Consider the following 25712-nt stretch of genomic DNA (forward strand, 5'->3'; position numbering starts at 1 on the left):
GTGCCCAAATGAGCACCCTGTTTTTGTTAATGAGAATTCAAAATTACTGAGGATTTTGTACAACAAGACCATTAGTGTTGTTGATTTCATCCTGAGGAAGTAAGAACTGCCATCTTTTATCTCCTGCCGGAACATCCATTACACCGTTTGTATATGAAACGTTGTGGTTACCGCCATTTCTATTTAAAGCACCGTTAGTTCTTTTTATGTCATAGAAACGGAAACCTTCACCCCAAAGTTCTACACGACGTTGTACCATGATTTCTTCAATTAAATCTGCACCTGTCTTCGTAGATTTTGTGTATTTAGTATCACGGTTTACAGCCAAAGTATATAAAGCATCCGCAGCTCCAGCATTGTTTCCTTGACGAGCTAATGCTTCTGCTTCAATCAAATACATCTCTGCAGCTCTCATGTATGGTACGTCACCGATACTTAAGTTTACGTCAGCCACTCTGAATTTTTTAGGGTGATATTTATAACGTTGGAAAGTTGATGCTGGCAATGGGAAATCAGTAGTGTTAGTTCCTGTCGGATCCCAAAGTTTCTTTCTTACGTCTGTTGCTGAAATTTTATCATACAATACAGAATACATCACTTTTGGTGTTGATCTGATTGCAGTTGAGCTATAGTTGTTAGACATATAAGCAAAGAACGAATAGAAATAATTCGTTTGATCAGCTACAATTCTTGATGCCCACATCCATTCACCATTTGAATAGTTGTTGAAACCACCTAAATAATCTGTGTTCGACATTAAAGGATAAGCTGTTCTTGCTTCTTTCGCTAATTGAGCAGCCGTTGCATAGTCTTGTTGTGTTAAAGCAATACGTGCTTTAATACCTTTTGCTATGTTAATATCAAAGTGAGATTTATCTAAACGAGTATAACCTGTAAACAAAGAGATAGCTTCTGTGATATCCTTGTTTATTTGAGTATATACTTCCGCTACAGTGCTACGTGGTGTTGCAGTAGTACCAGGAATAAGTACTAAAGGTACACCTAGACCGCTGTTAGCAGCACCTGCTACGAATCTTTCACCAAACAATTGAATCATTTGGAAATACGCCCATGCTCTGTATGTCAATGCTTCTGCTTTGATAGCTTTTTTGTCAGCGTCAGTACCCGAAGCTTTGTCAACATTCGCAATAATCATATTGGCATTACCAATAATCATATAATAGAATGTATAGTTATAGTAAGAAATAGAACTTGTTGCTGTTCTATGACTAATCCACTGATATTCAGATCTCAACCAAGTATTAGAAACGTTTGGAAATACAACGTCTTCTCCTAGGATGTCAATGTATAACATATTACCTGATTGACCACCCTGTGCTTGTACAGAGAAAATCTGTGAATACATTAATCTATGAATACCATTCAAGGCAGCCCAAGCATTTTTAGTTGTACTAAAAGCATCTACTGTGGCAACTTGGTCTGTAGGGGCTGTTTCAAGATAATTATCTTCACAAGCGGAGAAGGACATCAATGCGATTAATCCTAGTACTCCATTTTTTATAATGTTTTTCATCTTTATTTTTTTAAATCAGTACCTAATTAAAATTTGATTTTTGCTCCTATAGACATTACACGGTTAAAGTTGTAAGTGTTGTCTACTGTTCCGTTGAAAGAACCAGAAACGTTCATACCTTTTCTAGCTGAGAAAAGTGCTAAGTTTTCGCCAGCAAAATAAATACTAGCTTCTTTTGCACCAATTGCAGCCAATACAGAAGTAGGCAATTTGTAGTTTAGGGTAACATTATTTAATTGTAAGTAAGATGCATCTGTTAAATATCTTGTGCTTGTACCAGTCAAGTTAGTGATGTTTCCGTTATCAAAACGAGGAACTGAAGTATCGTCCCCTGATTTTTGCCAACGATTTAAAGCATCTACGTGCATTGCTGTTCCGTAAGAACCACCGTGCATTAACGATTGATAAGCACTGTCATATACTTTACCACCTACTTGGAAAGTGAATTGTACACCTAACGAGAAGTTTTTGTAAGATAGGTTATGTGACATCGAACCATAGAAATCAGGAATTGAAGAATATCCTGTATAACGTAAATTAGCTTCTGAAAGTACTGTAGTAACAGTATCAGCACCAATTACTTTTCCGTTGGTTGTTAAGATATTTGTTTTGTAAAGAGAAGACCCTGTTTCTTTATCTACACCATAGAATTGACGCATGTAGAAGTCATAAATAGAGTGACCAACACTATATGCTTTAGAACCTGAAATAATCAACGCTTGGTTGTCTGGCATTTTAGTAATTTTGTTTGTGAAAGTAGTTAAGTTCAATGTTGTTGAATAACTAAAATCTCCCTTCTTATAAATATCACCATTCAATTGAAGTTCAAAACCTCTGTTGTAAAGATTACCAATGTTTTGGTTAACTGTAAATCCACCAGATGTTGTACCACCATTTGATAACGCTAAAGGCACACTGAAAATCAAGCCTGAAGTTTCACGGTTGAAGTATTCAGCACTACCTGATAATTTACCTTTGAACAAGCTGAAATCAGCACCAAGGTCAAAATTGTTTGAAGTTTCCCAAGTAAGGCTATTATTAGCAATTGAACCTTGGATAAAACCTGGCTCAGCATTGTTGTTTCTACCTAAGTTATATAACGCTTGGTAAGGATAGTACCCTAAACCTCCGTCGTTACCAACGATACCATAAGAAGCTCTAACTTTCAATTGATTAACCCATGATACATCGAAGAAATCTTCTTTTTCAATGTTATAAGCACCACCTAATGACCAGAAGTTAGCCCATCTTACATCTTTAGCAAAACGAGAGTTACCATCTCTTCTTAAAGAAGCATTTAAGATATATTTACCGTCGAAATCATAGTTAAAACGAGTAAAGAAACTTTCGATACCATAGTTGTCTTCATAAGAACTTACACCAAGTACTGTTGCAAAGTTCGCAAGTTCTGTAATACCGTCAACGATAATACCTGATCTACCACCATATAAATAGTTATATTTATAAGAATAGTTTTCATGACCACCCAATACGTTTACGTGGTGTTTACCAAATGTTTTGTCGAATTCTAACAACTGGTTCCAAGTAGAGCTAGTTGTACGATAAAGATAATGACTTGCACGACCAGCTGGAGCACCGTCACCAACGATAGGGTTATCATACGTACGGTAGTGAGTATCTTGTAAGTCAAAGCTTAAGTTAGTAGTTGCTTTTAAGCTTGGTAAAATTGTAAGCGTTGCAAAAGTTCTTGCACCAATCGTTCCACGAATTTGGTTACGGTTGTTCAATTCATTTTCCCAGATAGCATGACGACCACTTGAGAAAGGTCTTACATCACCCATGTCATAGATTCTGTTTCCACTACCATCTAATGTATATGAACCATCAGCACCATGTTTGTAAACAGGATAGATAGGAGCAATAAAACGTGAATAATAGAATGGGTTAACAAAACCTGTTCCACCGTCTGCCGCTGCATCAAGGTTTGAACGGCTATAGCTACCATTCAAGTTTAAGCCAGTTTTAAGCCATTTTGTAGCTTCTGTATTTACACTTACACGACCTGTAATTCTTTCGAAATCTGATTTCAATAAATAACCTTCTTCTTTGGTATAACCTAACGATACAAAGTAGTCAGACTTAGCAGTTCCTCCATCATAGTTGATGTTATAGTTACGTCTGCTTTTTCCTCCTTGTTGAATAGCCTTAGCCCAGTCTAAATCTTCTGGATATAATAATTGTGCATTAGGGTTTAATACACCATTTACATCAACAATTTGATTTTTAGCAACATTGAATGGGTTATAAGCAAGCAAATCAGCAATACCTGAATATGTTCTACCACCGTAAGTAGTAGTCAAACCTGAAGCAATACTGCTTGCATCAGCTACTGGAACTTTAGCAGAACCATACACTAATGTGTTGCGATATACTTCCCACATCAAAGGATAATATTGTTGTGTACTTACTGTTTCATATTCTGGCAAACCTCTTGAGATAATACCTGCAGAAACGTTTGCGCTAAAGTTACTACGACCTACTTTACCTTTTTTAGTAGTAATCATGATTACCCCGTTTGAACCTCTTGAACCATAAATAGCAGTTGTAGAGGCATCTTTTAATACAGACATTGTTTCAATGTCATCAGGGTTTAACGTTGCTGTTGAAGCATCGAAAGGAACACCATCAACTACGTAAAGTGCAGAGTTAGATGCAGAAATAGAACCAAAACCTCTTACACGAATAGTAGGAGCTGAACCTGGAGCACCACTACCTAAAGTAGTTTGAACACCTGGAGCCACACCAATCAATGCATTCAGCGCATTAGAAACTGGTCTTTTTTCAATGTCGCTCGATTTGATTTGAGCTGAAGAACCAACGTGCATAGTTTTGTTAACAGTACCATAACCTACTACTAAAACTTCGTTTAGTAATGCAGCGTCAGACTCTAAGCTAACATTGATAACACTTCTGCCCTCAATAGCAACTTCTGTTTTTACAAAACCTACCGAACTGATTAGAAGTTTGGCTGAACCGCCTGGAACAGCAATGGTAAACTTACCTTCTTTGTCGGTAACTGTACCTTTTGTAGTTCCTTTTACTAAAATGCTTACGCCCGGGAGAAAAGACCCGTCCTCTTTAGAGGTTACAACTCCTTTGACTCTAATTTCTTGGCTAAATGCATAGCCACTAGTCAACATGAAGATGAACAATACGATAAAACTTCGTAAAGACTTACTCATAGTTTGTCTGTGTTTTAGTTGTTGATAAATTATTTTGATAAAACAAAGGACAAACTTATTAATAAATTATTATAAAATGCAAGTAAAAATATGACAAAAGACAGAAATAAGGGTTGAAATTTCATTTTTTCTTAAAAAAGACATAATGATGGTCTTTTTTAACCCACATTTTCCTAAATAATAAACATTTCTAAATTTCAAGGGTATTTTTAATCGAGTGTTCAGATGCTTTACAAAAATTATCAAAAAGTGCACACATATTAGTAGGTTGCGTAGGATTATTTGATGAGGTTTTTATAACGTATTGAATATACGTAAAACTAGAAATGACATCATTTAGCAATTTTAGACCTTTATTTTTTGTGAAATTTTATAAATATCAAAAGCTACTTTTTGCAAATCTATAAATTGCTCAGCAATCAAAAGGGTATCGTCATCTTCTTTAAAATGGTGTTTCAAAGGCAAAATTTTCATGTCAGTATTGATAATATTTTCTTCATTGATTAATATCATCATTGACTCATGCAGCAATTTCTCAGAATTCGAGGCAATTTCTTCAAGTCTTTCCATTGCAGGGATATGTCCAGTATGTTCCATTACATATAACGCTAATGTAGCCACATAAGAAGACATCAAATGATTTAACACAGTAAATTTATGCACTTCTTTGATACTCAGTTGTTTACTTTTAGGTTCTGAGAACATTCTTTGGAAGGCAGATGCTAAATTTGCACTACGAACGTATACTTCCTTACGAATAATTTTATAAGGAATTTTATCATATCGTTGTCCGAAATAATACGTAGTTACCTGATGATAATAAGCCAAATTGACTTCAATCATTTCTACTAAAACCGTTTTGAGTTTCTGATGTTCCCAGCTTGGTAAGAACACATGGCTAGCCACATAAGCGATGCTTCCGCCAATGATGGTATCATAGACTCTTTCAATGAAAATTGCTCTACTCCCCATACCTAAGAAATCGTATAGAATTAGGATAAACGGAGTCATGAATAATACGCTGACTACATAGTTTTTACGTTGAAAGCTGTATGCACCCAACATACAAATTAATAAGATAGCAAAAAGTGCGGAGCCATCTTCTACCCAAGCAAGGATGCTCATGCCTATAATGGCACCGATAATCGTACCAATCAAACGGTGATAATTACGTTCTTTCGTTAGGCTAAAGGCTGGTTTCATGATGACCATGATTGTCAGCAAAATCCAGTTGCTATGCAGAAAATTATAGGATTGGGCAATGATAAAGCCAATCAGCATTACTACGGCTACCCTAATAGCATGGCGAAAAATCTCTGATTTTAGCGCGAGATTCTCTCTAAATAAACTAAAATCATATTCTTCATGAGAGATAAAATAAGCTGATTGTGTCTGACTTTTTGTGAGTTTTCTCGCTTTTCTATCTTTAAAATGTCCGTTTATTTTCTTGATTCTATGATAAATATTTTCCACATTTACTTCAATATTCTTTAAAGCCTGTACGCCAGTTTCTTTAAATTGACTGCCATATTCTCCTCTTTCTAGGGCTTCAATTTCCAATTTTAAATCCCTGATTTCACGCGGTAAGCGGAGGGAAATTTGTGGTTTTGCATCAGCTTTTAGGGCATATCCTACCTCCTCTAATTGGTCAGACATGTGTAATAACACTACCTCAAATTGCTTTAAAATGCCTATTTCATCAAATTGTTTATGAAGGGTTTGATAGCTATAAAAGGTTGACATAATTTGTTCGAACAAATCCATTACATCCACAAAAACGATTACTAAAAACCGCCCTTGTTGAGTAGACTCGCGAACAATTTCTCGGCTTTTAAAAAGCAAATCACGCACAGCATTTTGCTTTTCGTTTACTAATACTTGGCATTCTAGTAGTTTTTTGTAGTTCTCATCATAATCCATTCCTTCTTTATAAAAACCTGCTTTGATTCTCATAAAATGAGCGACTTCAATTACACAATCGCCTAATGACTGTTGGGCTAGTCGATAGGGCATAATTTTGTACAAAGAAATACTAAGAGCAGAATACCACAAACCACCACCTGCAATATAAGCTGTGTAGAGTAGGATATCCGTAATAGAACGAATATCACCAATACCCAAAGTCATGACCAACAATGCTGCGGTACCAATGGATGCAATACGGTTTCCATATACGTACAACATGGAAAATAGAAAGCTAAAGCTTAGAATAATAAAGCCTAGCACATACACAGAAATATTGGCAAAGCCAGTGAGCAAAGAGACAATAGAAACGACGAGCGTAGTAACTAACATCGCATTGCGACGATGCGTAATAGGGCCGGGGGTATCGGCAATACTGGCACATAAAGCACCCAAGGAAACAGTAATGCCTATTTGTAATAAACCAAACTGAGATAAAATTAAGCTAGGAACCAGTGCACCAAAAGTAATCCTGAGCCCGTCACCGAAGTAGGAACTCAAGACAAAATTCTTGATTTCATTGGTTGTTTGTTGTGTTTTTGAGGTCATGTCTTGTTACTTATTAAGTGATTTAGCGAGTAGTAGCTTTTTAGTAAAAGAGTCGATTAAACAATCCTACAGCTGTTATCCTTCGTTTTATGCTACAATCCTAAAGTCTCAAAATCAGTTTTTGTAAAAATAGATAAAATATTCAAGAATCTATCACTAAGATTGATACTTGCATTTTGATTATGACATACATTTGATATATTGCTTTAAAAATACTAACCTCGCTTCCCAAAGACTATGAATAAGAAATCTATCATACTCATTTGTTTCATTGTTTTTAAGTTTATCCTTCAATATAATTTAATCCATCCTATTTATGATTTACACCGAGATGAATACCTGCATCTCGACCAAGCACATCATTTAGCGTGGGGATATTTATCGGTTCCACCCGTTACTTCGTGGTTTTCGTTTATCATTTTGCAATTGGGCAATGGTATATTTTGGGTGAAATTTTTTCCTGCACTTTTTGGTGTATTGACCATGGTGGTGGTCTGGAAAGCGATTGAAGCATTAAATGGAGGTATTTTCGCCTTGATTTTAGGGGCTTGTGCTGTTACTTTTTCTGTCATCTTACGAATAAATACCCTTTATCAACCCAATTCCTTAGATATTCTTTGTTGGACTTTCCTATATTTTTCGCTGTTAAAATACTTCAGTACTTCTCAAAACAAATGGTTGTGGATAGCGGCTGTTACTTTTGCTTTTGGCTTTTTGAATAAGTATAATATTGTATTTTTATTAATAGGCTTTATTCCTGCTTTAGTATTGAGCGCCCATCGGAAAGTATTTAAAAACCCACATTTATACATTGCCATATTCATTGCGTTTTTGCTCATACTTCCTAATTTAATTTGGCAGGTAAATAACAATTACCCTGTTTTTCATCATCTGGCTTTGCTTAAAAAATATCAATTAGTCAATGTCAGTAGAGTGGGTTTCCTCAAAGAACAACTATTCTTTTTTACAGCTTCGCTCTTTGTGTTAATAGCCGCACTCATTTCTTTTTTTAGGTACAAGCCCTTTAAAGAATACCGAATGTTCTTTTGGGCATTTGTGTTTAGCTTATCAACCTTTGTGTATTTACAAGCGAAAGACTATTATGCCATTGGTTTATACCCAATTTTATTGGCTTTTGGCTCGGTATATTTAGAAAATGTATTGAATGAAGGCTGGAAAATATACCTTCGTCCAATAACGATTTTGATTATTTTGCTACTGTTTATACCGATGTACAGAATTGCATTTCCCAATGTTACACCCACTGAAATACAAGGAAAACTGGCTAGTTATAAAAAGTTTGGCATGTTAAGATGGGAAGATGGTAAAGACCATACGATGCCACAAGATTTTGCAGATATGTTAAGCTGGAAAGAACTAGCCCAAAAAGTAGATAGTGTATATGCAGGCATCGCAGACAAAGAACATACATTGGTAATTTGTGATAATTATGGACAAGCAGGGGCTATCAATTACTATTCAAAATTCCCAGCTATTGGTGCTGTTACTGTTAATGCTGATTACATCAATTGGTATCCGCCTTTGGATAAAGTTGAGATTAAAAACATCATCTTGATACAATTTTCCGACGATGATGATAAAAATCGTGAAAAAGAAAAACCGCTTTTTCAATCAGTAGCATTAACGGGCAAACTAGAAAACCCCTTTGCCCGCGAATACGGAACAAGTATCTATCTGTTAAAAGATGCCAAAGTACCAATCAATCATTTTCTGATTGAAGATATCAAAGAGGAAATGAAAGATTGGAATGATTAACGAAGGACTGACAATGTAACATCAATAATATCTTGATAAACAGCCTTATTAGCCCCCGACTTTGCGGCAACTCTGATGCCTGAAATGGTATTGAACAAAAAACGAGCTAAGGCTCTTGCATCATTTTGGTTGGTAATTTCACCTAACTCTTGTCCTTTTTTTACAAGATGATAGAAAGCCTTCTCTATATCTTGCATATTGTCTTTGACTATTTTATGAATCTCTGGGTCGTGCGGTGCTAATTCAATGGTGCTATTTGTCATAAAACAGCCTTTGCTACAAATGGTATTAAGGCTATCATTCGTAAGCATTTCAAAAAGCTGTTGGATGGTTTGCAAAGGATGTTCCGAATCCTTTGCCATTGTTATCAAAGCACCTGCGGCTTGTTTTCTATATTGTTCTAAGGCAGCAATATACAATTGATGTTTATCCCCAAAAGTATCATATATGCTCGAACGACTCAAGCCCAAAGAATCTACAACATCCTGCATAGAAGCACCATTATAGCCCTTAAACCAAAACAAATCTATTGCTTTGTCTAAGATTTCTATTTCATTAAATTCCTTTGTCCTTGCCATGATCTTTATCGATTTAAAATAATACGAATAGCTTTGCTGAATATTTTCAAGCAAAGCTATTTAAATGGAACGAACATTCCAAATTTAGACAAAAAATTAGATTACTACTGGGTTTACCAATAAGCCACCATCAACAACAAGTTCAGTACCAGTAATAAATGAAGAGTCGGAAGAAGCTAAGAAGACCACAGCTTTACCAATTTCGCTTGATTGTCCGAAACGATTCAATAAGATTTTTTTGCCTAGTATTTCGCCAAAACCAGCTACTTCTTCATGTCCTAAACCTAATTTTCCATAAAGTGGTGTTTCAACAGGACCAGGAGAGATAGCATTTACACGTATTTTTCTTGGCGCTAATTCAGTCGCAAATACTCTATTGAATGCCAAGATAGTAGCTTTACTACCTGCATACACACTAGAATTAGGCATACCGACATGGGCATTGATAGAAGTATTGAATACAATAGAAGCACCGTCGTTTAAAATAGGTAAGAATTTTTGTAGCGTAAAGAAAACGCCTTTCACGTTAACATCCATGATGGTATCATAATGTTCTTCAGAGGCAGATTCTAAAGGAGCGAAAGCTGCAATACCAGCATTCAAGAAGATAATATCCACTTTACCATAAGTTGCTTTTACTTCTTCCACCAATTTATCAATCGATTTCAAATCTGCTTGGTCAGCCACGATTGCCTTCGCATTAAGCTCAGTAGCGGCGGTTTCAAGGGTTGTTTTATTTCTACCTGTAATAATTACTGTAGCACCTTCTACACTTAATTCTTGAGCTGCTGCATATCCGATTCCGCTGTTACCTCCAGTAACGATGGCGATTTTATTTGATAATTTGTTCATTTTTTTTGTTGCTTTAAATTCCAGATTTCTTATTTGGAATGTTTGTTCCGTAAAGGTAATATATTTGGAACGAACATTCCAAATAGAATGAGAAAAAAATGAAAAATATTTTTCCACCTTTTTCCCTAACTTGAAAAATGCTTATTCCTGCACGGTAAGAGCCATTAAGCCAATGATAACATCATTACAAAGAGAGATTACTTGAATAGATTTAATCGTTTTTGGTAGAATGGGAAATTGATAAATGTTAGCTGCTCCACCTTCAATGGCCATATTACTAAAACCTTTGATACTGGTATGTTTTGCATTTTCTTTGATGAAGTTACCCGTTTTCAATAACAAACGAGTTGGACGCTCAGTTTTTGAATATTGAAAAGCCTTACCATCATAAAAATAGTCTTGTTCAATGGGCCACCAATTGTTTGGGTTGTGTAATTCAAAAGAAGTTTGTTCTCCGCTTTCATAGTCAATAACTATCTTGCCATTTGCCATTTGGCTTTGCATAGGATTGGTAGTACCAGCCATTAATAAATGCACAGCATGACCCTGTATTTTTTGTTTAGGACGTATATGCAGTGTATCGGGAAAATTATCCCATTTACTAGCAAAAGCAATATTCACCTGATTGGTATCAGAGGGTGTAGCAAATGGAATTTGCTGATAATGAATGAATCCATTTTGTTGCTTTGCTTTTTGACGAAGACCTGAGTCATCAATAATAGCTTCCACCAAAGGGTAACACCAATTACCAATACCTTGAACAGGCAATTGCAACGTAGCACTTTGTGGGCGAGGAGACAGGTACTTATTTTTAAAAATACGAGTCACTTTATCGTTGAAAAAGCTACTTAAATCTATTGAATGATATACATTACTTTTTACGGTTTCTTCGTGGTTTAAAATAGCCTGTTCTATGTTGGGTATTGCACGTTTTAAGACATTGTTAACGGCCTTATTTTCTTCAAATAATATTTTTACTAAAAATGATTTACCTTTTAAGGTCTTTATTTCAAGGATTGGCTCATTATTGCCGTTTTGTGTCCAAGCATATTTTGCAGGTTTACCATTAAGTACTACAGATTTTACTTTTTGAAACTCCGTTGAAATCCTTAAAGTTAATTCAGATGATTTATTCCAAAAGGTTTTAATGTCATATTCGTATAGTTTAGCGTTTTTCTTGAAGTTAAATTCAATGTCAGCCGTTTTTAGCTTGGCATAAGCCCACTCGTTCGGAAGACCCGGTTCAATCAATAATTTGCTTTCTAATAACTGCGGTCTAATGCCGAACAAACCTTCAACTAAGCTTCTGCCAGCCATGCCGATGCCGTCGGCAAAGTCTCTATACAGTTCGCCCCTGATGGCATCCAGACTGGATAATTGTTCAAAACCACCAGGTGAAGCAGAAGTATAAAGACTTTCGATGAGTGTATTTCGCCAAATTTCATAGGCTAAGTTTTTATTACCTGCCTGCCAACAAGCTAATGAAGTATGGAGGTTTTCACCCAAAGCCACATTGTTGATACTCCAAGTATAGGGTTGCCAATTGGTAGTACTCAGCTGATAAAAATCTTGCTTAAGTTCTGGGATGCGAAAGTGGATATGAGGAATGTTTTTTTCAACATATTTTGTCATCTGATATTGTTGTTTCGGCGAAGCGGCGTGAGCATCAATAGCATGGTAAATCGTCCAAAGTCCCGCAGAAGGGTGGACTATTTGTAAGCCCAAAGCATCTTTGTATTCAGCAAAACAGCCTGTTTCATCCAACCAAAGTTTTTCTTGTAGCGCTTTATAAATCTTATCAGCTTCATCTTGATAAGGCTTTGCATTTTCACCCAACAATTTAGCTAATAAAGCTGCTGAACGAAATGCTCGGTAATTGTAAGCTGTAGAGTGAGTAACGCCACCACCACTGTATTGCAAAGCGTCGCTTGCCCAAATACAGCAATAAGCATCAAAAAGTCCGTCATCATCAGCATCAAAATTATGTTTTTCCCAAGTGAGGTGTTTTTTGATAACTGGCCACATTTCACGGAGATAAGTAGTATCACCAGTCCAATTGAAATGATTTAAAAGTTGGTCGATATACACCAAATTCATATCGTAATGGTGTGCTCGAATATCGCCATTCGGGTTTCTACAAATGTATCCTTCTGTAAAAATACCTTTCCCAACTTTCTCGACTTGGCGAGCTAAATGCATGGCAGAATCAGGAGAAGAATCTACTAAAGGAAAAGCTTCACCCACTTGTGATTTGGCATAAGCTGAAAAGTGCGTTTTGGCCCTGTCATGTTGCCCAAGCACATCAGCGATATAAGGACCACGCCAAGCAGGCAAACGCATACGCCAAGCCACAGCACCGTGCATATAAGTAGGACTATCCCAAATGGCATCAGCGGCCAAACTAAGGGCTTGTCCCATAGGATTTAGCAACGTATCTGGCGTTTGGATTTGTATAGTATTAACAATTTTTTGGCGAAGCGTTTCATTCTGTTTTGCAAACGAAGGAATTGCTGAATAGTCAAAAGCTACATTTCCTTTTTGAATATAGAGATATTGTTCTGTCTCCTTCAAATCACCAATAGCCACCAAACATGGATTTGAAACTTTATTAGCATAAGTATTGACTTCAAAAGGAGATTTTTGAGCGATTGCATCTGTGATAGATAAAGTATAATTTTCAGGAAATAGTCCCGCTACTACTTGGGTAGAATCTTTCGGTAAATATTGTATGTTAAAAGAGTTTTTAGCTATGTTGATTTTATTGTTAGTACAGTTTTCTGCTTTTAAATAAAAACTACTCTCTGGGTCTGCTCCAATATCACCATCTCTTGAAAACTTTTTCCCCGTAATTCCTCCAAACAAAACAGTCAGTTGTGTATCCTTGGGTTTGTTCCCTTCAATATGATAAGCTACCAACATGGCTTCTTGCGTATAAGTAGCTGTTACTTTTAATACCAAAGTAGCATCACCCAATAATTCATCTTGAATTTTGTAGTGCATCGCTCCATCCTGATACACCGTCTGTATTTTTTGAGCTTCCGAGAGCCACTTACTTTTTGTACCATTCAACAAGCCAATTTTGCAGTTTCCGCCCATGCCGGGTAAGTACAGCGCAAACTCTGGAAAATCGCCAGCTTCAACCCTAAAAGCTGAATTGCCACCATATAAAGCTCGGTTGAATTTCTGTTTGGGATTTACACAAACAAAACCATTTCCATTGAAAGGTTTATAATGAAGATTTTTAATGACTGCATTTGTTTGTGCAACTATTTTAAGGGAGATTACTAAGAAGAAAACTAAGAATAATCCTTTTTTCATGAGTTACTAGTATTAAGAGGAGTTGTTGACTTAAGTTATAAAACTAAAGTCGGTATTTATTTACTCAATATTCCAAATATTTGGGCAATTGACCCTCTTGTTCACTCATGTCTTTTTTCGTGGTCTGTGGCACATAGAACACAGTGGGAGAGGTGTTCTGTGTGCCACAGACCACGGAGTTAGTAGAGGTAGTATTTATTGGAAACCCTTGCGGTTACCGTTTGAGTTTATGCTCTATCTAAAGTTAATTCCTTGCTGTCCTGTTTTCTGTGATAATGATTATCTTTATTGAGTTATTTTTTGACTTTCTCCAACAGTTTTCAGTATATTCACAGTTACTTTCTTATTTTTCTACTGTTACTACTTCCTGTTTTCTTTCGTCTTTACGAAACAAAGAATAATTAATATAAAGTTAAATTTCCTTAACGGCCCAAGACTGTGGCTTGAATTATATCTACCCGACTTTTTTTAATGTAATGTCCAATGCACATGAATTCAGACCCATATAGAACAAAATAACTATCAGATCAAGAACATTTATAATTATGTCAAACGAGCATTCACAACTTTATCTTAGTGCCAAAAAAGTATGGAATACAGTGGTAAAAGAAGAGCCTGGATACCCACTCGAATTAAAATTGAAGTTAGAGTTACACAAGCAACTCCTTAATCTCTTTCAGCCAGGAACTTATTACTATTATGTGTTTAATATTTTTCAAGCAGACTTTGATTTTGTGAGTCCAGGCGTTACCAATGTGCTGGGTTATATGCCCGAAGAAATGGATATTCACTTTTTCTTAGACATAATACATCCCGACGACAAACCTTACTTTTTACAATTTGAGCAACGAATTACAGAGTTTTTCAAGGATTTGCCGTTTGAGAAAATATCAAAATATAAAATGCAGTACGACCTTAGGATGCGTACTAAAGACAATCGCTATGTACGACTGCTACACCAAGCGGTGCAAATAGATTTTGACGAGAAGAACTATTATCGTACGTTGGATGTAGACACCGATATTTCGCACATAAAACAAGACGGCGTTCCTTCGTTTTCCATCATAGGACTTGACGGTGAACCATCATATTATAATATTACCGAAACGAATACCCTTACGCTATCTGATATCCCGTTTACACCAAGAGAAAGAGAAATTTTAAAAATGATTGTAGAAAATAAAAGCAGTAAGGAAATAGCCGATAGGCTTTTTATAAGCTCGCATACCGTAAGTACACATCGCAAAAACCTACTAAAAAAAGCTAATTGCAAAACACCTGTGGAATTAGTAGGCAAAGCGTTGCAGGAAGGGTGGATATGATTTATTCGTTTTCGGCAACTGCAAGGGTTGCCGCTTTTTCCGTGGTCTGTGGCACACAGAACACATTCGTACAAGTGTTCTGTGTGCCACAGACCACGGAGGAGAGAGGTGAACCACGGAGGTAACCGTTATGTTTTACTCTTCATAGTTGTCTTTTATTGCAACAGTAACAAGTTTATTAAATTCTTCTAATCTTTTCAACTGTGTTGTATCACAATTAGAACAATTCTTAATCATAGAACTTATCCAACGTTTTGCTTTCTTATCTGTAGCATATGTGAAGTATAACTCATAGCCAGTATGATAAGCCCATGACTTAAATTGTTCGTTAGTAATCGACTTTGACTTCTCAGCAAATTCCTTTGGATATTTTTCTATGTAAGTCATTGCGTATTGTCCTATTGCTTCTCCTAAAGCACCATCAGATTTGTCTAGTATTTTCAAAAAGACTGGGAAATAATAATTTCTTGTATTTGCATTTTTTGAGGAAAGACTGTCCATGCAATTAAAAGTTATTTTGTTATCTGAGGGAATTATGCTGTCGTTAAGTATCAATTGTCCGACTTGTCGTAAGGGGAGATGTGATAAATAGTAATAGTGATATGGGTCTGTTAAGGTATCTTGATGTAATTTAGGAGCTTGTTGGCTAAGTTTTTCTTGAGTTGTATCAATTAGAATATTTTCATTTTTATTGGTTGTTGAACAACTAGAGATAGAAAATAAACTGAAGAACATTAAAATAAACTGAATTTTCATAACTGTTTTGTGTCAATTGCTGTAATCTTCTTTGTGTGTCACAGACAGTGGGGCATAATTTTCCCTTATCAGAATTCTAAAATAAATGAAAGTTATGGTGCAAAATAGTATAAATGGTAACTAATAACGATGCGCCAACACCAAATAATAATATGAAGCTAATTACCCAAAGAATTAAAATTATACCAGCTTGAGTATAAGAATCTTCATATTCATCAGCCAATACTTTTCTAACCTTTTGAAAGTCTCTATAGCGAATAAAAAGAAAAGCTCTGCCTAAAAGTGAAAACATTATGTCAGAAATTATAGATGTCATGGTTAAAATATTTCATTTATAGTTGTAGTAAGCTGAACATAATTTTCTGTGTTCTGTATGGCTTTGCAGTCGGAGACTGCAATTTTATTTATCGTTCTAAGTCTAAAAAAGACTTAGAACAGCGAGGGGTTACTTTATTATTGTATTAAATTTTCCTGTACCGTTATATTTCCCCTCTCCAATAAAATATGGAGCCTTAGAACAATTTAAACAATTATCTTCTTCCATTTTATGAATAAGAGTTAAAATTCTGTCTTCTTCATGACTGTATGTTTCTCTAATGTCATCAATATCAAAGAAAAAAAAACTTGGTTTATAATTTCTATTTATTCCAAATGTTTCTTGATAAAAAACTTGTATAAAACGAGTGTACTTCTTAATCTCATTTTGTCTTGATAATAGAGTCTTACTATTATAATCTACTATATATTTTATCAAAGTATCGCGACTTTCTGGAGGGTTATCAACTACATAATATTCAGTATATCTGAGATAATCTTTATCTTTAATCTCTACTGTTAATTTGTAAATTTCACATTTTTGTTGACACCCAACAAAAATGAACAATCCCAAAAAAATAAATATTTTATTTTTCATATATCTCTCTCGCTTGGCGTAGTGTTGTTTCACTACGTCAGAGTGTCAGGCGTTCTTAGAACGCAACGTCTAGTGGTATGCAGGGTACACAACTTGAAAAAATTATCAAATGCGTTGCATTTTTGCAATGTAACATTGCAATACACTCTGACGTAGTGAAACACTACGCCAAGTGAGGGTAACGCTTAGCATAATTCATCATATTTAACTTTATTTCTTGTCCATTTACCACCTACCATTTCTCGTTGAGCCTCTTCTCCATATTCAAGGTCAAAAATTTCATTTAAGGTGTTGTCATGTAAAACCAATTCTTCTAAAGCAACAATTTTTATATCCTCTGGTAGTTGGTCACCTGTTAAAAATTGCCAATCTCCATCACTATCGTGAACCACATGTAAAATCGGTTTTTGTTCATCAAGCCATTGTTTTGTTGTAAAAGTCGAAAGGTTTTTCTCTTCTCTAAATTTAAAATCAGCATTTCTGTCGAGTAAAGGTTGTTTATAAATAAATTCTTCTTCAAAGTCTGCTTCCCACGGAAATTTGTCATTGCGGTCTGTCCAAATAAGGTGCAAAGCTTCAAATTTTTTGCCGTAATAATAATTTGAAGCTACTCCAAAATAGCCGTCTATGTTTCTTTGGTCAACGTTTAAAAATGTCGCTTTATTACTCTCAAATATTTCAGTGTAAATTTTTCCTATCTCTATAATTTCCCCATTTTTTATTATTTCAGCAACATCATTAATTATTTCATGTCCAAGGTCATTTGGCAGTCCAAAACAAATTATCTCTGGGTGATTGTAAGTCTGTGACAAACCAATACTATAAGCAAAAGAAGGAGAATAACTTGTTGAACTCACCATAATAACTTGCAGACCAAATTTGTCAATATTTAATTTGGTCTGTTCAACTAAGTCGTCTTTATTGATGCCGTTATGTTCTTTGTCTGTTGTCATTTGGTTATTTTGTACTACTCTCGCTTGGCGCAGTGTTGTTTCACTACGTCAGAGTGTCAGGTGTTCTTAGAACACAACGTCTAGTAGTATGCAGGGTACACAACTTGAAAAAAACATAAAATGCGTTGCATTTTTGCAATGTAACATTGCAACACGCTCTGACGTAATGAAACACTACGCCAAGCGAGGGATAGCAATGACAGTAAAATATATTATTAGTTATTGACATTTATATTTCAATCCCTCTCAATTTGCGGTAAAGCTTTAATGCAAATAAGTCAGTCATTCCAGAAATGAAATCTAGTATTTTCATTACTTTGAGATATGGTGAATCAGTTTCATCAAAGTTGAATTGATTTGGTAGTAACTCTAAAATTTTGTTTTGCTCTTTTTCTCGTTCATGTTTTGGCGTTAAGGCCGATGTAACAAAATCTTCTACTAATGCACTCATAATTCTAAAGCCTGCTATTTCTAATTCAACAACTTTTCTATTGTTGTAAATATATTTATAATTAATTTTAGTCAATTCCTCAAAAACAGGTTTAATTTCTAAAATATCTTCGATTAGGGTATTATCATACTCCCCTTTTAGTATAACATTTTTATTTTCGAAAAAAACGTCTGCACATTTATATGTTAATGTGTTTATACACTTAGCTCTTAAATAAGCAATACATTCATTTTTATCATCACTCAACTCAGTAATTTTACGATTAATATCTTCAATGTTTTCTTTTGGATTTTTAGATATAATTTCTAAAAATATATCTTTGACAATATCAAAACTTAAAATATTTAATCTGTGGGCATCTTCAAAATCTATAATGTTATAACAAATATCATCAGCAGCCTCAACCAAATACACAAAAGGGTGACGTTTAAAGGATAATAATTCATTTTCACTTTCTTCTATCATATTGAGTTCTTTACAAATGTCAAGAAATGTTTCCTCATCTGCTTTGAAGTATCCATATTTCTTCCTGTGTTTACTCCCCTTTTTCCCTTGACTTGCTAATGATTCACAAGGATATTTTATAATTGAACCAATTGTTGAATATGTTAATCTAAAACCTCCTTTAAATCTATTTTTTTGCTTTTGAGTAATTATTCTTAAAGCATTAGCATTACCTTCAAAAGTGATTAAACCTTTCCATTCATTATCAGAAAATAATTTTTTGAAATTTATATCTTCAGATTTAGTAGTATCTCTCTTTTTAAAATATTTAGAAATTGCTTCCTCGCCAGAATGCCCAAAAGCTGGATTACCTAAATCGTGAGCTAAACATGCAGCACTAATTACATTTTTTAAATTATTTCTATAAAAACTTTTAGCTTTAGGATTTGAAGAAATCTCTTTAATATCCATTAATTTTCTCCCTACAATTTTTCCTAAAGACCTACCTACACTTGCAACTTCTAAAGAATGAGTAAGCCTATTATGTACAAAAACTTCTTCTGGTAATGGAAAAACTTGGGTTTTATTTTGTAGTCTTCTAAATGGACTAGAAAATATTATTCGATCCCAATCCCTTTCATATTCTGTACGAATGTCAGGGTCACTAGAAGAAAAGCCAAATCTTTTCTCTGAAAAGCAGTTGTTCCAAGTTAAACTCATATTTGTTAATATGTAAATTGATTTCAGCGAGTTTTAGTCAATTGCTTGTAACTCGTAATTTGTAATATGATATTTATATTTCTTTCGGGATTAAAAACTAAAGGATAGCACAATAATTAATTATAATCTAACTTACCAAAACCTTCCCAGCTTCACAAATTATCACATGATAAATTTTCCAAAACTTATTATACGGTAAGTATAGCCCGTTCTTTCCCGCACAAACCGTGCTAAATCGCACATAAATTACATTTCCAATTTGGTGTAATTTGTTGATAGTCAATTGATTATTGTTTGGCATTGTCTTTGGAATACTATTAGAAAATTTAACAGTATTATGGACAAAGAAATTTCTCAAAACCTTATTAATCAACGGAAATCTAAAAAGTGGCTTATAGGTTTATTGTGTGTGTCAGCGTTAATTGTGATACTCTACCTTTTTAGAAATTCTCTTCAATCTTCTATTGAAGCTTCAAAAATCAGAACGGCTGTGGCTGAAATGGGCAGTATTGAAAATACCTTAACGGCATCGGGGGAAGTAATCCCTGCTTTTGAACAAACGATTACTAGTCCGATAAAAGCAAGTATCAAAAAAGTGTTTTTTACCACTGGGGCATCATTAAAGGCTGGACAGCCTATCATGGACTTAGATAAATCGCTGACGATGATAGAGTTGGAGAAACTAAAAGACCAACTGGCTTTAAAGCAAAATAGCATTGGGAAACTGAAGATGGATTTAGATAAAAAAATCTATGATGCTGACATTAGCGACAAAATAAAATCCCTGACTATTAATCGCCTTAGAGCAGATTTAGAAGATACCAAACGCTTGCTAAAAGTAGGAGGGAGAACCCAAGAGGACGTAACTAAAGCCGAGAATCTGCTGAAGATTGCTGAATTAGAAAAAGCACAATTAGAAAACGAATTGAATTATCACCGAAAGTCTGTTGGAGCAAATGTGCGTGAGTCTGAACTGAATGCTGAAATAGAAAGTAAGAACTTAAAAGAACTTCAACACAAAATCACGATGGCAGATATTATTGCCGACCGCTCTGGCGTGCTTACTTGGGTAAACGATAAAATCGGTTCAGCAGTCAACGAAGGAGAAATGCTAGCTAAATTGGCTGATTTAGGCAGTTTTAGAATAGAAGGTTCTTGTTCAGATACCTATTCTGACCAACTGAAAATAGGGATGCCCGTGATTGTAAAAATCAATGAAGTGTCACTACGTGGAATGGTGGTGCAAATAAAACCTTCGGTAGCCAATGGTATTGTACAGTTTTCAGTGGCTTTAGAAGACAGCAAACATTCTTCGCTTCGTCCCAATATGAAGGTGGAGGTTTTTATGGTTACCAATCGCATTGCTAATGCCGTTCGTGTGGCTAATGGACCTGCTTTTAATGGGAAAAGAAAGACCTCTGTATTTGTATTAGAAAAAGGGATTGCCAAAAGGAGAGAAGTAGAAATTGGATTGTCGAACTTTGATTTTGTAGAGATAAAAAGTGGTATTCAAGCAGGCGAAAAGGTAATTATTTCGGATTTGAGCAAGTATGAGCATTTGAACGAAATTAAAATTGAGCAATAATGAAAAACACTTTACGATACATCTTATTGTTTATTAGCAATTTATCATTGGCTCAGCAAACACAATTAAGCTTAGACGAAGCCGTGCAAATGGCTAAGGATAAATCCATTGCTGCTAAACAAGCATCCACACAGAAGGAAACAGATTTTTGGCGGTTCAAATCGTTTCAGGCTGATTTTAAACCGCAATTGAGTTTAAGCGGAGCATTACCAAGTTTTACGCGCTCGTTTATTCAAGTGCTTCAACCTGATGGTACCATAGCTTTTCAATCGGTTTCTAATAATAATTCAACCTTAACGCTATCGCTTAGCCAAAGTATTGCTAAAACAGGAGGAACGATTTATGTGCAAAAGCAACTTCAACGCTTTGATGATTTCGAGAGAAATACGACGCTTTATAATGGCATACCTGTAGCATTTGGATTGACGCAACCGCTTTTTAGATTCAATGCCATGAAATGGGATAAACAGATAGAGCCGTTGAAATATTCAGAAAGTCAGCAACTATTTTTGGAGTCCTTAGAAAAAGTATCCTTGAATGTGAGTAGTTACTATTTTGACTTATTGATTGCTCAGGTCAATTTACAAATTGCCGAGAAGAATAGAAGTAATAACGATACGCTGTATAAAATTGCATCGAAAAGACTAGAGTTGGGCAAGATTTCAGAAAATGATATCCTTCAATTGCGTTTATCAGTGCTGAATGCTCAGAAAGATTTGGCATCTGCCAAACAGCAAGCGGAGGTAGCTACACTACAATTGAAATCATATATTGGATATAGAGAAAGCACAAAATTAGACCTTGATATTCCTTTTCAGATTAAAGTGTTTGAGATTGATGCACAAAGAGCTATCAAAGAGGCTTTAAATAGTCGTTCTGATGCGATTGCCTTTAGGCGAAGAATCTTAGAGTCTGAGCGAGATTTGAATAAGGCTAAAAGCGAGAATGGGTTGAATGCTTCTTTGAATGTAGCTTTTGGTTTATCTAATCGTGGAGCAAGACCTTTGGATATTTATAAAAATGCCCAAGACCGTGAGTTTGTCGAAATACAATTTACGTTGCCGATTATGGATTGGGGTAGGTCTAAGGCTCGTACTGAAACCGCGAAAGCCAATTTACAACTAACACAGCAAAGTGTGGAACAAGATAAACTGACTTTTGAGCAACAGATTTATACACAGGTAACATTATTTGAGATGCTTCAAAAGCAAGTAAAACTCACCGCAGAAACGGATGAAATAGCGAATAAAAGGTATCAGATTGCCCAAGATAGGTACATTTTGGCAGATTTGAGCATCACAGATTTGAGCATAGCCTTACAAGAAAAAGACCGTGCTAAAAGAGACTATATCATTGCCCTACGGGACTATTGGCAAGCATATTATACATTACGGTATTATACTTTATACGATTTTGAACAAAACGAATCTTTAAATCTTAGAAAATAATCATGATTAAACTAACAAACATCGAGAAAGTCTACCAGACTAGTAGTATTGAAACATTGGCATTGAACAATATCAATATAGATATTAAAAAAGGAGAATTTGTCTCTATTATGGGTCCCTCGGGTTGTGGCAAAAGTACACTTTTAAACATCATGGGTTTATTAGATGAGCCTTCAACAGGTACGATTGCCATCGATGGCAAACCTGTAGAAAAATTCACGGATAAGGATTTGGCTTTTCTACGCAATCAGAAAATAGGATTTATTTTTCAAAGCTTTCACCTTATCAACGACTTGTCGATTTTAGATAATGTTGAAATTCCTTTGCTATACCGTACTTCAACCAGCAAAAGTCGTAGAGATGCGGCAAAAGAGGCGTTAGAAAAAGTAGGGTTGAGCAATAGAATGAAACACTTCCCGAATCAGCTTTCAGGTGGACAAAAACAGCGTGTTGCTATTGCCAGGGCTATTGTTGGAAATCCAGAAATTATTTTAGCAGATGAGCCAACAGGTAATTTGGATAGTGCGATGGGGAATGAAATCTTGAATATCCTCTTAGAACTGAATAATGCAGGAAGTACCATTGTAATGGTTACGCACGACGAAAACATGGCTAAGAAAACCCACCGCTTAATTCGCCTTTTTGATGGTTCTCAAGTATCTTAATTTAACCTCTAAAATATAAAAATCATGCTGTTCAATTATATTAAAATTGCATGGAAAGTCCTGCTTAGGCATCCATTTTATACTTTTATTACGCTGTTTGGCATAACCCTAACTTTAACGGTATTGATGGTCATTACTTCTTTCCTAGACCATTTGGTGGGAAGTCATTATCCTGAAAATAAGCGAGATAGGTCGCTATATATCATGAGCATGGCTTTGCGAGATTCTGCGAGAACTTCAATGAATGGAGGGCCTGTGTCTTATAGTTTTATCAAAGAGCATATCAAATCTTTGAAAACACCTGAAAAAGTAGGTTTTTCTACTTTTGTGAGTTTTGCCAATTCGTACTTGAATGGCAAAAAAATCAAAGTAAATACAAAGTTCTGTGACGCTACTTTTTGGGAAGTGACTGACTATGAATTTTTAGAAGGAAAACCCTTTAACGAACAAAATATTGCTAATGGCGAACATGTAGTAGTGATTACAGATGCCATGAAAAGACAGTTTTTTGAAGATGAAACCGTTTCAGCTATTGGTAAAAGCATTGAAATTGACAACGAAAAGTTTAGAGTCATTGGCGTGGTAAAAGCTGCACCAGTAACCCGTTTTTTGACTTTTTCAGATGTATTTTTTCCTTATAATCTGCCAAAAAGTAATTACCAAAAAACAGGTTTACGAGGCAATTTTACTGCCATATTTTTGGCTAAAAATAAAGGTGATTTTAAGGCAATTCAAGATGAATTTGATGCTTCTGTCAGAAGAATTCCTTTACCAATTATGGATTTTGGACAAAAGTTTGATATCATCGATATCAAAGCACAGCCTTATGTAGATACTGTTTTGTATAGCTTTATGAACGGTGGTCGAGACATTTATGTCTATATCGGTATCTTCTTTATTTTATTAATGTTGATGGGTTTGCCTGCCATCAATTTAGTAAATCTGAACGTGAGTAGAATTATGGAAAGAGCTTCTGAAATCGGTATTCGTAAGGCATTTGGAGCACCATCTAGTTCTTTGGCTTGGCAATTTATTATTGAAAATATCTTTATTACCATGATTGGAGGTTCTTTTGCCTTAATACTTACGCTAATCATCATCAGTATTTTCAATGAAAGTGGTTTAATTCTTCATGCCGACCTAACGATTAATTTTAGTGTATTTGGCGTCAGTTTATTGGTTTGTTTGATTTTTGGCCTACTCTCAGGCGTAGTACCAGCCATCAGAATGTCAAAAATGAAAGTAATTGATGCACTGAAAAGCTCGTAGAGGCTATCAACTATCGGACTTCGGCTATCGGAATCTTAGCTTTGAGCAATGAGCGATGAGATTTCTGATTCGACAAATGACAAGAATCACTAACTCACTCATTCACAACTAAGAACAATCACTAAATCACAACTCACTCATTCACTAATTCACAACTGATATGTTACAGCATTTATTTAAACTCATCTGGAATAAAAAACGCCACCATACTTTATTGATGGTAGAGATTTGGATTTCCTTTTTAGTACTTTTTGGCGTGATGTCGCTGATTAGTTACAATTTCAAAAACTATTTAGAACCTATTGGTTTTGAATATGAAAATGTGTGGGCTTTAGACTTGAATAAAAACCAAGATACCACAGCCATTCTTGGAAAATTAAATACAATTTATCAGAAAATAGAATCATATCCAGAAGTAGAGGTAGTTTCAAGGATGTCTAATAACTCACCTTTTTCTTTTAGTACCAGTAATGGTAATATTAGTTATAAAAAGACTTCTGTTCATGGTGATCATTACTATACTGATGAAGCTTTTGTACAAGCTTTAGAGATGAAAACTATCCTTGGTAATTGGTATAAAAAAGCAGGAGTAGTGGATAAATTCAGACCTGTGGTGATTAATAAAAAGACACAAGAAGGTTTGTTCGGTGACGCAAACCCAATTGGAAAAATTATAGGCGATAACCAAAAAATAGTAGGAGTAATCGAAAATTTCAAAGCCAAAGGAGAATTTGATAACAATGAACCTTGTATTTTTATCTTAATGGATGATAAATACGATTATGATAAAGTACTGATTAAAGTAAAAGCAGGGACAGATGCTAACTTTGAAGCTAAACTTACCAAAGATATTGGCGGAATTGCTAAAGAGTGGACTACCGAAGTAAGTTATCTGACTGACCAACGCCACAATCAACATAATTTAGCTTTAGTGCCTGTCATTATTTTTATGATTATTGCTGTATTTTTATTAGTCAATGTAGCGATGGGGTTATTTGGAATTTTGAATTTAAACATTGCCAAACGTCGTGAAGAAATAGGTGTACGCAGGGCGATGGGTGCTACAGCAGGAAATATCAAAATTCAGTTTGTTGGCGAAATGTGGGTAATTGCTACTTTCGGAATGCTAATTGGAATACTATTCGCCATACAATTCCCTTTGATGAATGTATTTAATTTAGAAGCTAGTATTTATTGGATGGCAATTGTACTTTCTATCGTAATTTTATACGGCATCGTAACGCTGTGTGCTTATCACCCAAGCAGACAAGCCGCCAAAATTCAACCAGCAATGGCTTTGCATGAACAGTAAATTAGCCGTGAGCTATGAGCTTTGAGCCATGAGATTTTTAAGCGTTTAAAGCTCATTGTTCAAAGCTCAAAAATATGAATAATAGAATTTAGCTTTGAGTCG

17 protein-coding genes are annotated in these 25712 nt (G+C 35.2%); 7 read left to right on the top strand and 10 right to left on the bottom strand.

What is annotated here, in order from left to right; all coding sequences use genetic code 11:
- Positions 1-43: 43 nt before the first annotated feature.
- From AC07N0_RS08735 to AC07N0_RS08745, 3 genes are all read right to left on the bottom strand, one after another.
- Complete coding sequence (locus AC07N0_RS08735; protein WP_494588864.1) at positions 44-1534, bottom strand: RagB/SusD family nutrient uptake outer membrane protein; 1491 nt, start codon at positions 1532-1534, stop codon at positions 44-46.
- A gap of 26 nt (positions 1535-1560) precedes the next feature.
- Positions 1561-4737 carry a SusC/RagA family TonB-linked outer membrane protein gene (locus AC07N0_RS08740; RefSeq protein ID WP_492802283.1) on the bottom strand — a complete coding sequence of 1059 codons (3177 nt, stop codon included), beginning with the start codon at positions 4735-4737 and terminating at the stop codon, positions 1561-1563.
- Positions 4738-5082: 345 nt separating this feature from the next.
- Positions 5083-7248 carry an FUSC family protein gene (locus tag AC07N0_RS08745; RefSeq protein ID WP_494588865.1) on the bottom strand — a complete coding sequence of 722 codons (2166 nt, stop codon included), beginning with the start codon at positions 7246-7248 and terminating at the stop codon, positions 5083-5085.
- A 237-nt stretch (positions 7249-7485) separates the two neighbouring features.
- Between AC07N0_RS08745 and AC07N0_RS08750 the strand changes: the two genes are divergently transcribed.
- Entirely contained in the window at positions 7486-9024 is a 1539-nt protein-coding gene (locus AC07N0_RS08750) for a glycosyltransferase family 39 protein (protein WP_494588867.1), read from the top strand.
- Here AC07N0_RS08750 and AC07N0_RS08755 read toward each other — a convergent pair.
- From AC07N0_RS08755 to AC07N0_RS08765, 3 genes are all read right to left on the bottom strand, one after another.
- On the bottom strand, positions 9021-9602 hold the full coding sequence (locus AC07N0_RS08755; RefSeq protein WP_494588868.1) for a TetR/AcrR family transcriptional regulator: 582 nt from the start codon (positions 9600-9602) through the stop codon (positions 9021-9023). The genes AC07N0_RS08750 and AC07N0_RS08755 overlap by 4 nt on opposite strands.
- 96 nt (positions 9603-9698) lie before the next feature.
- Positions 9699-10454 carry an SDR family oxidoreductase gene (locus AC07N0_RS08760; RefSeq protein WP_494588869.1) on the bottom strand — a complete coding sequence of 252 codons (756 nt, stop codon included), beginning with the start codon at positions 10452-10454 and terminating at the stop codon, positions 9699-9701.
- Positions 10455-10595: 141 nt separating this feature from the next.
- The gene (locus tag AC07N0_RS08765) at positions 10596-13772 is read right to left on the bottom strand and encodes a DUF4450 domain-containing protein (protein WP_494588871.1); all 3177 of its coding nucleotides are present in this window, start codon (positions 13770-13772) and stop codon (positions 10596-10598) included.
- A 545-nt stretch (positions 13773-14317) separates the two neighbouring features.
- On the opposite strand from AC07N0_RS08765, the gene AC07N0_RS08770 reads away from it, so the two are divergent.
- On the top strand, positions 14318-15094 hold the full coding sequence (locus AC07N0_RS08770; protein WP_494588872.1) for a LuxR C-terminal-related transcriptional regulator: 777 nt from the start codon (positions 14318-14320) through the stop codon (positions 15092-15094).
- Positions 15095-15229: 135 nt separating this feature from the next.
- Here AC07N0_RS08770 and AC07N0_RS08775 read toward each other — a convergent pair whose 3' ends face one another.
- The 4 genes from AC07N0_RS08775 to dgt form a co-directional block, all read right to left on the bottom strand.
- The gene (locus AC07N0_RS08775; RefSeq protein WP_494588873.1) at positions 15230-15850 is read right to left on the bottom strand and encodes a hypothetical protein; all 621 of its coding nucleotides are present in this window, start codon (positions 15848-15850) and stop codon (positions 15230-15232) included.
- A gap of 445 nt (positions 15851-16295) precedes the next feature.
- Complete coding sequence (locus AC07N0_RS08780) at positions 16296-16763, bottom strand: hypothetical protein (RefSeq protein ID WP_494588874.1); 468 nt, start codon at positions 16761-16763, stop codon at positions 16296-16298.
- A 185-nt stretch (positions 16764-16948) separates the two neighbouring features.
- Complete coding sequence (locus AC07N0_RS08785; protein ID WP_492802300.1) at positions 16949-17716, bottom strand: DUF4262 domain-containing protein; 768 nt, start codon at positions 17714-17716, stop codon at positions 16949-16951.
- Between the two features lie 229 nt (positions 17717-17945).
- Positions 17946-19331, bottom strand: a complete 1386-nt coding sequence (gene dgt, locus AC07N0_RS08790) for a dGTP triphosphohydrolase (protein ID WP_494588875.1) — start codon at positions 19329-19331, stop codon at positions 17946-17948.
- A gap of 337 nt (positions 19332-19668) precedes the next feature.
- Here dgt and AC07N0_RS08795 point away from each other — a divergent pair, with 337 nt between their 5' ends.
- The 5 genes from AC07N0_RS08795 to AC07N0_RS08815 all read left to right on the top strand — a co-directional run bounded on the left by AC07N0_RS08795 (position 19669) and on the right by AC07N0_RS08815 (position 25610).
- Complete coding sequence (locus tag AC07N0_RS08795) at positions 19669-20916, top strand: efflux RND transporter periplasmic adaptor subunit (protein WP_494588876.1); 1248 nt, start codon at positions 19669-19671, stop codon at positions 20914-20916.
- A complete protein-coding gene (locus AC07N0_RS08800) occupies positions 20916-22364 on the top strand; it encodes a TolC family protein (protein ID WP_492802306.1) in 1449 nt (482 codons plus the stop codon). Before AC07N0_RS08795 ends, AC07N0_RS08800 begins: the two co-directional genes overlap by 1 nt.
- 2 nt (positions 22365-22366) lie before the next feature.
- Positions 22367-23029, top strand: a complete 663-nt coding sequence (locus AC07N0_RS08805; RefSeq protein ID WP_494588877.1) for an ABC transporter ATP-binding protein — start codon at positions 22367-22369, stop codon at positions 23027-23029.
- Positions 23030-23053: 24 nt separating this feature from the next.
- On the top strand, positions 23054-24298 hold the full coding sequence (locus tag AC07N0_RS08810; protein ID WP_492802309.1) for an ABC transporter permease: 1245 nt from the start codon (positions 23054-23056) through the stop codon (positions 24296-24298).
- A gap of 160 nt (positions 24299-24458) precedes the next feature.
- On the top strand, positions 24459-25610 hold the full coding sequence (locus AC07N0_RS08815) for an ABC transporter permease (protein WP_494588878.1): 1152 nt from the start codon (positions 24459-24461) through the stop codon (positions 25608-25610).
- Positions 25611-25712 lie beyond the last annotated feature (102 nt).

Source organism: Arcicella sp. GW821-FHT09D11, from assembly GCF_059416265.1.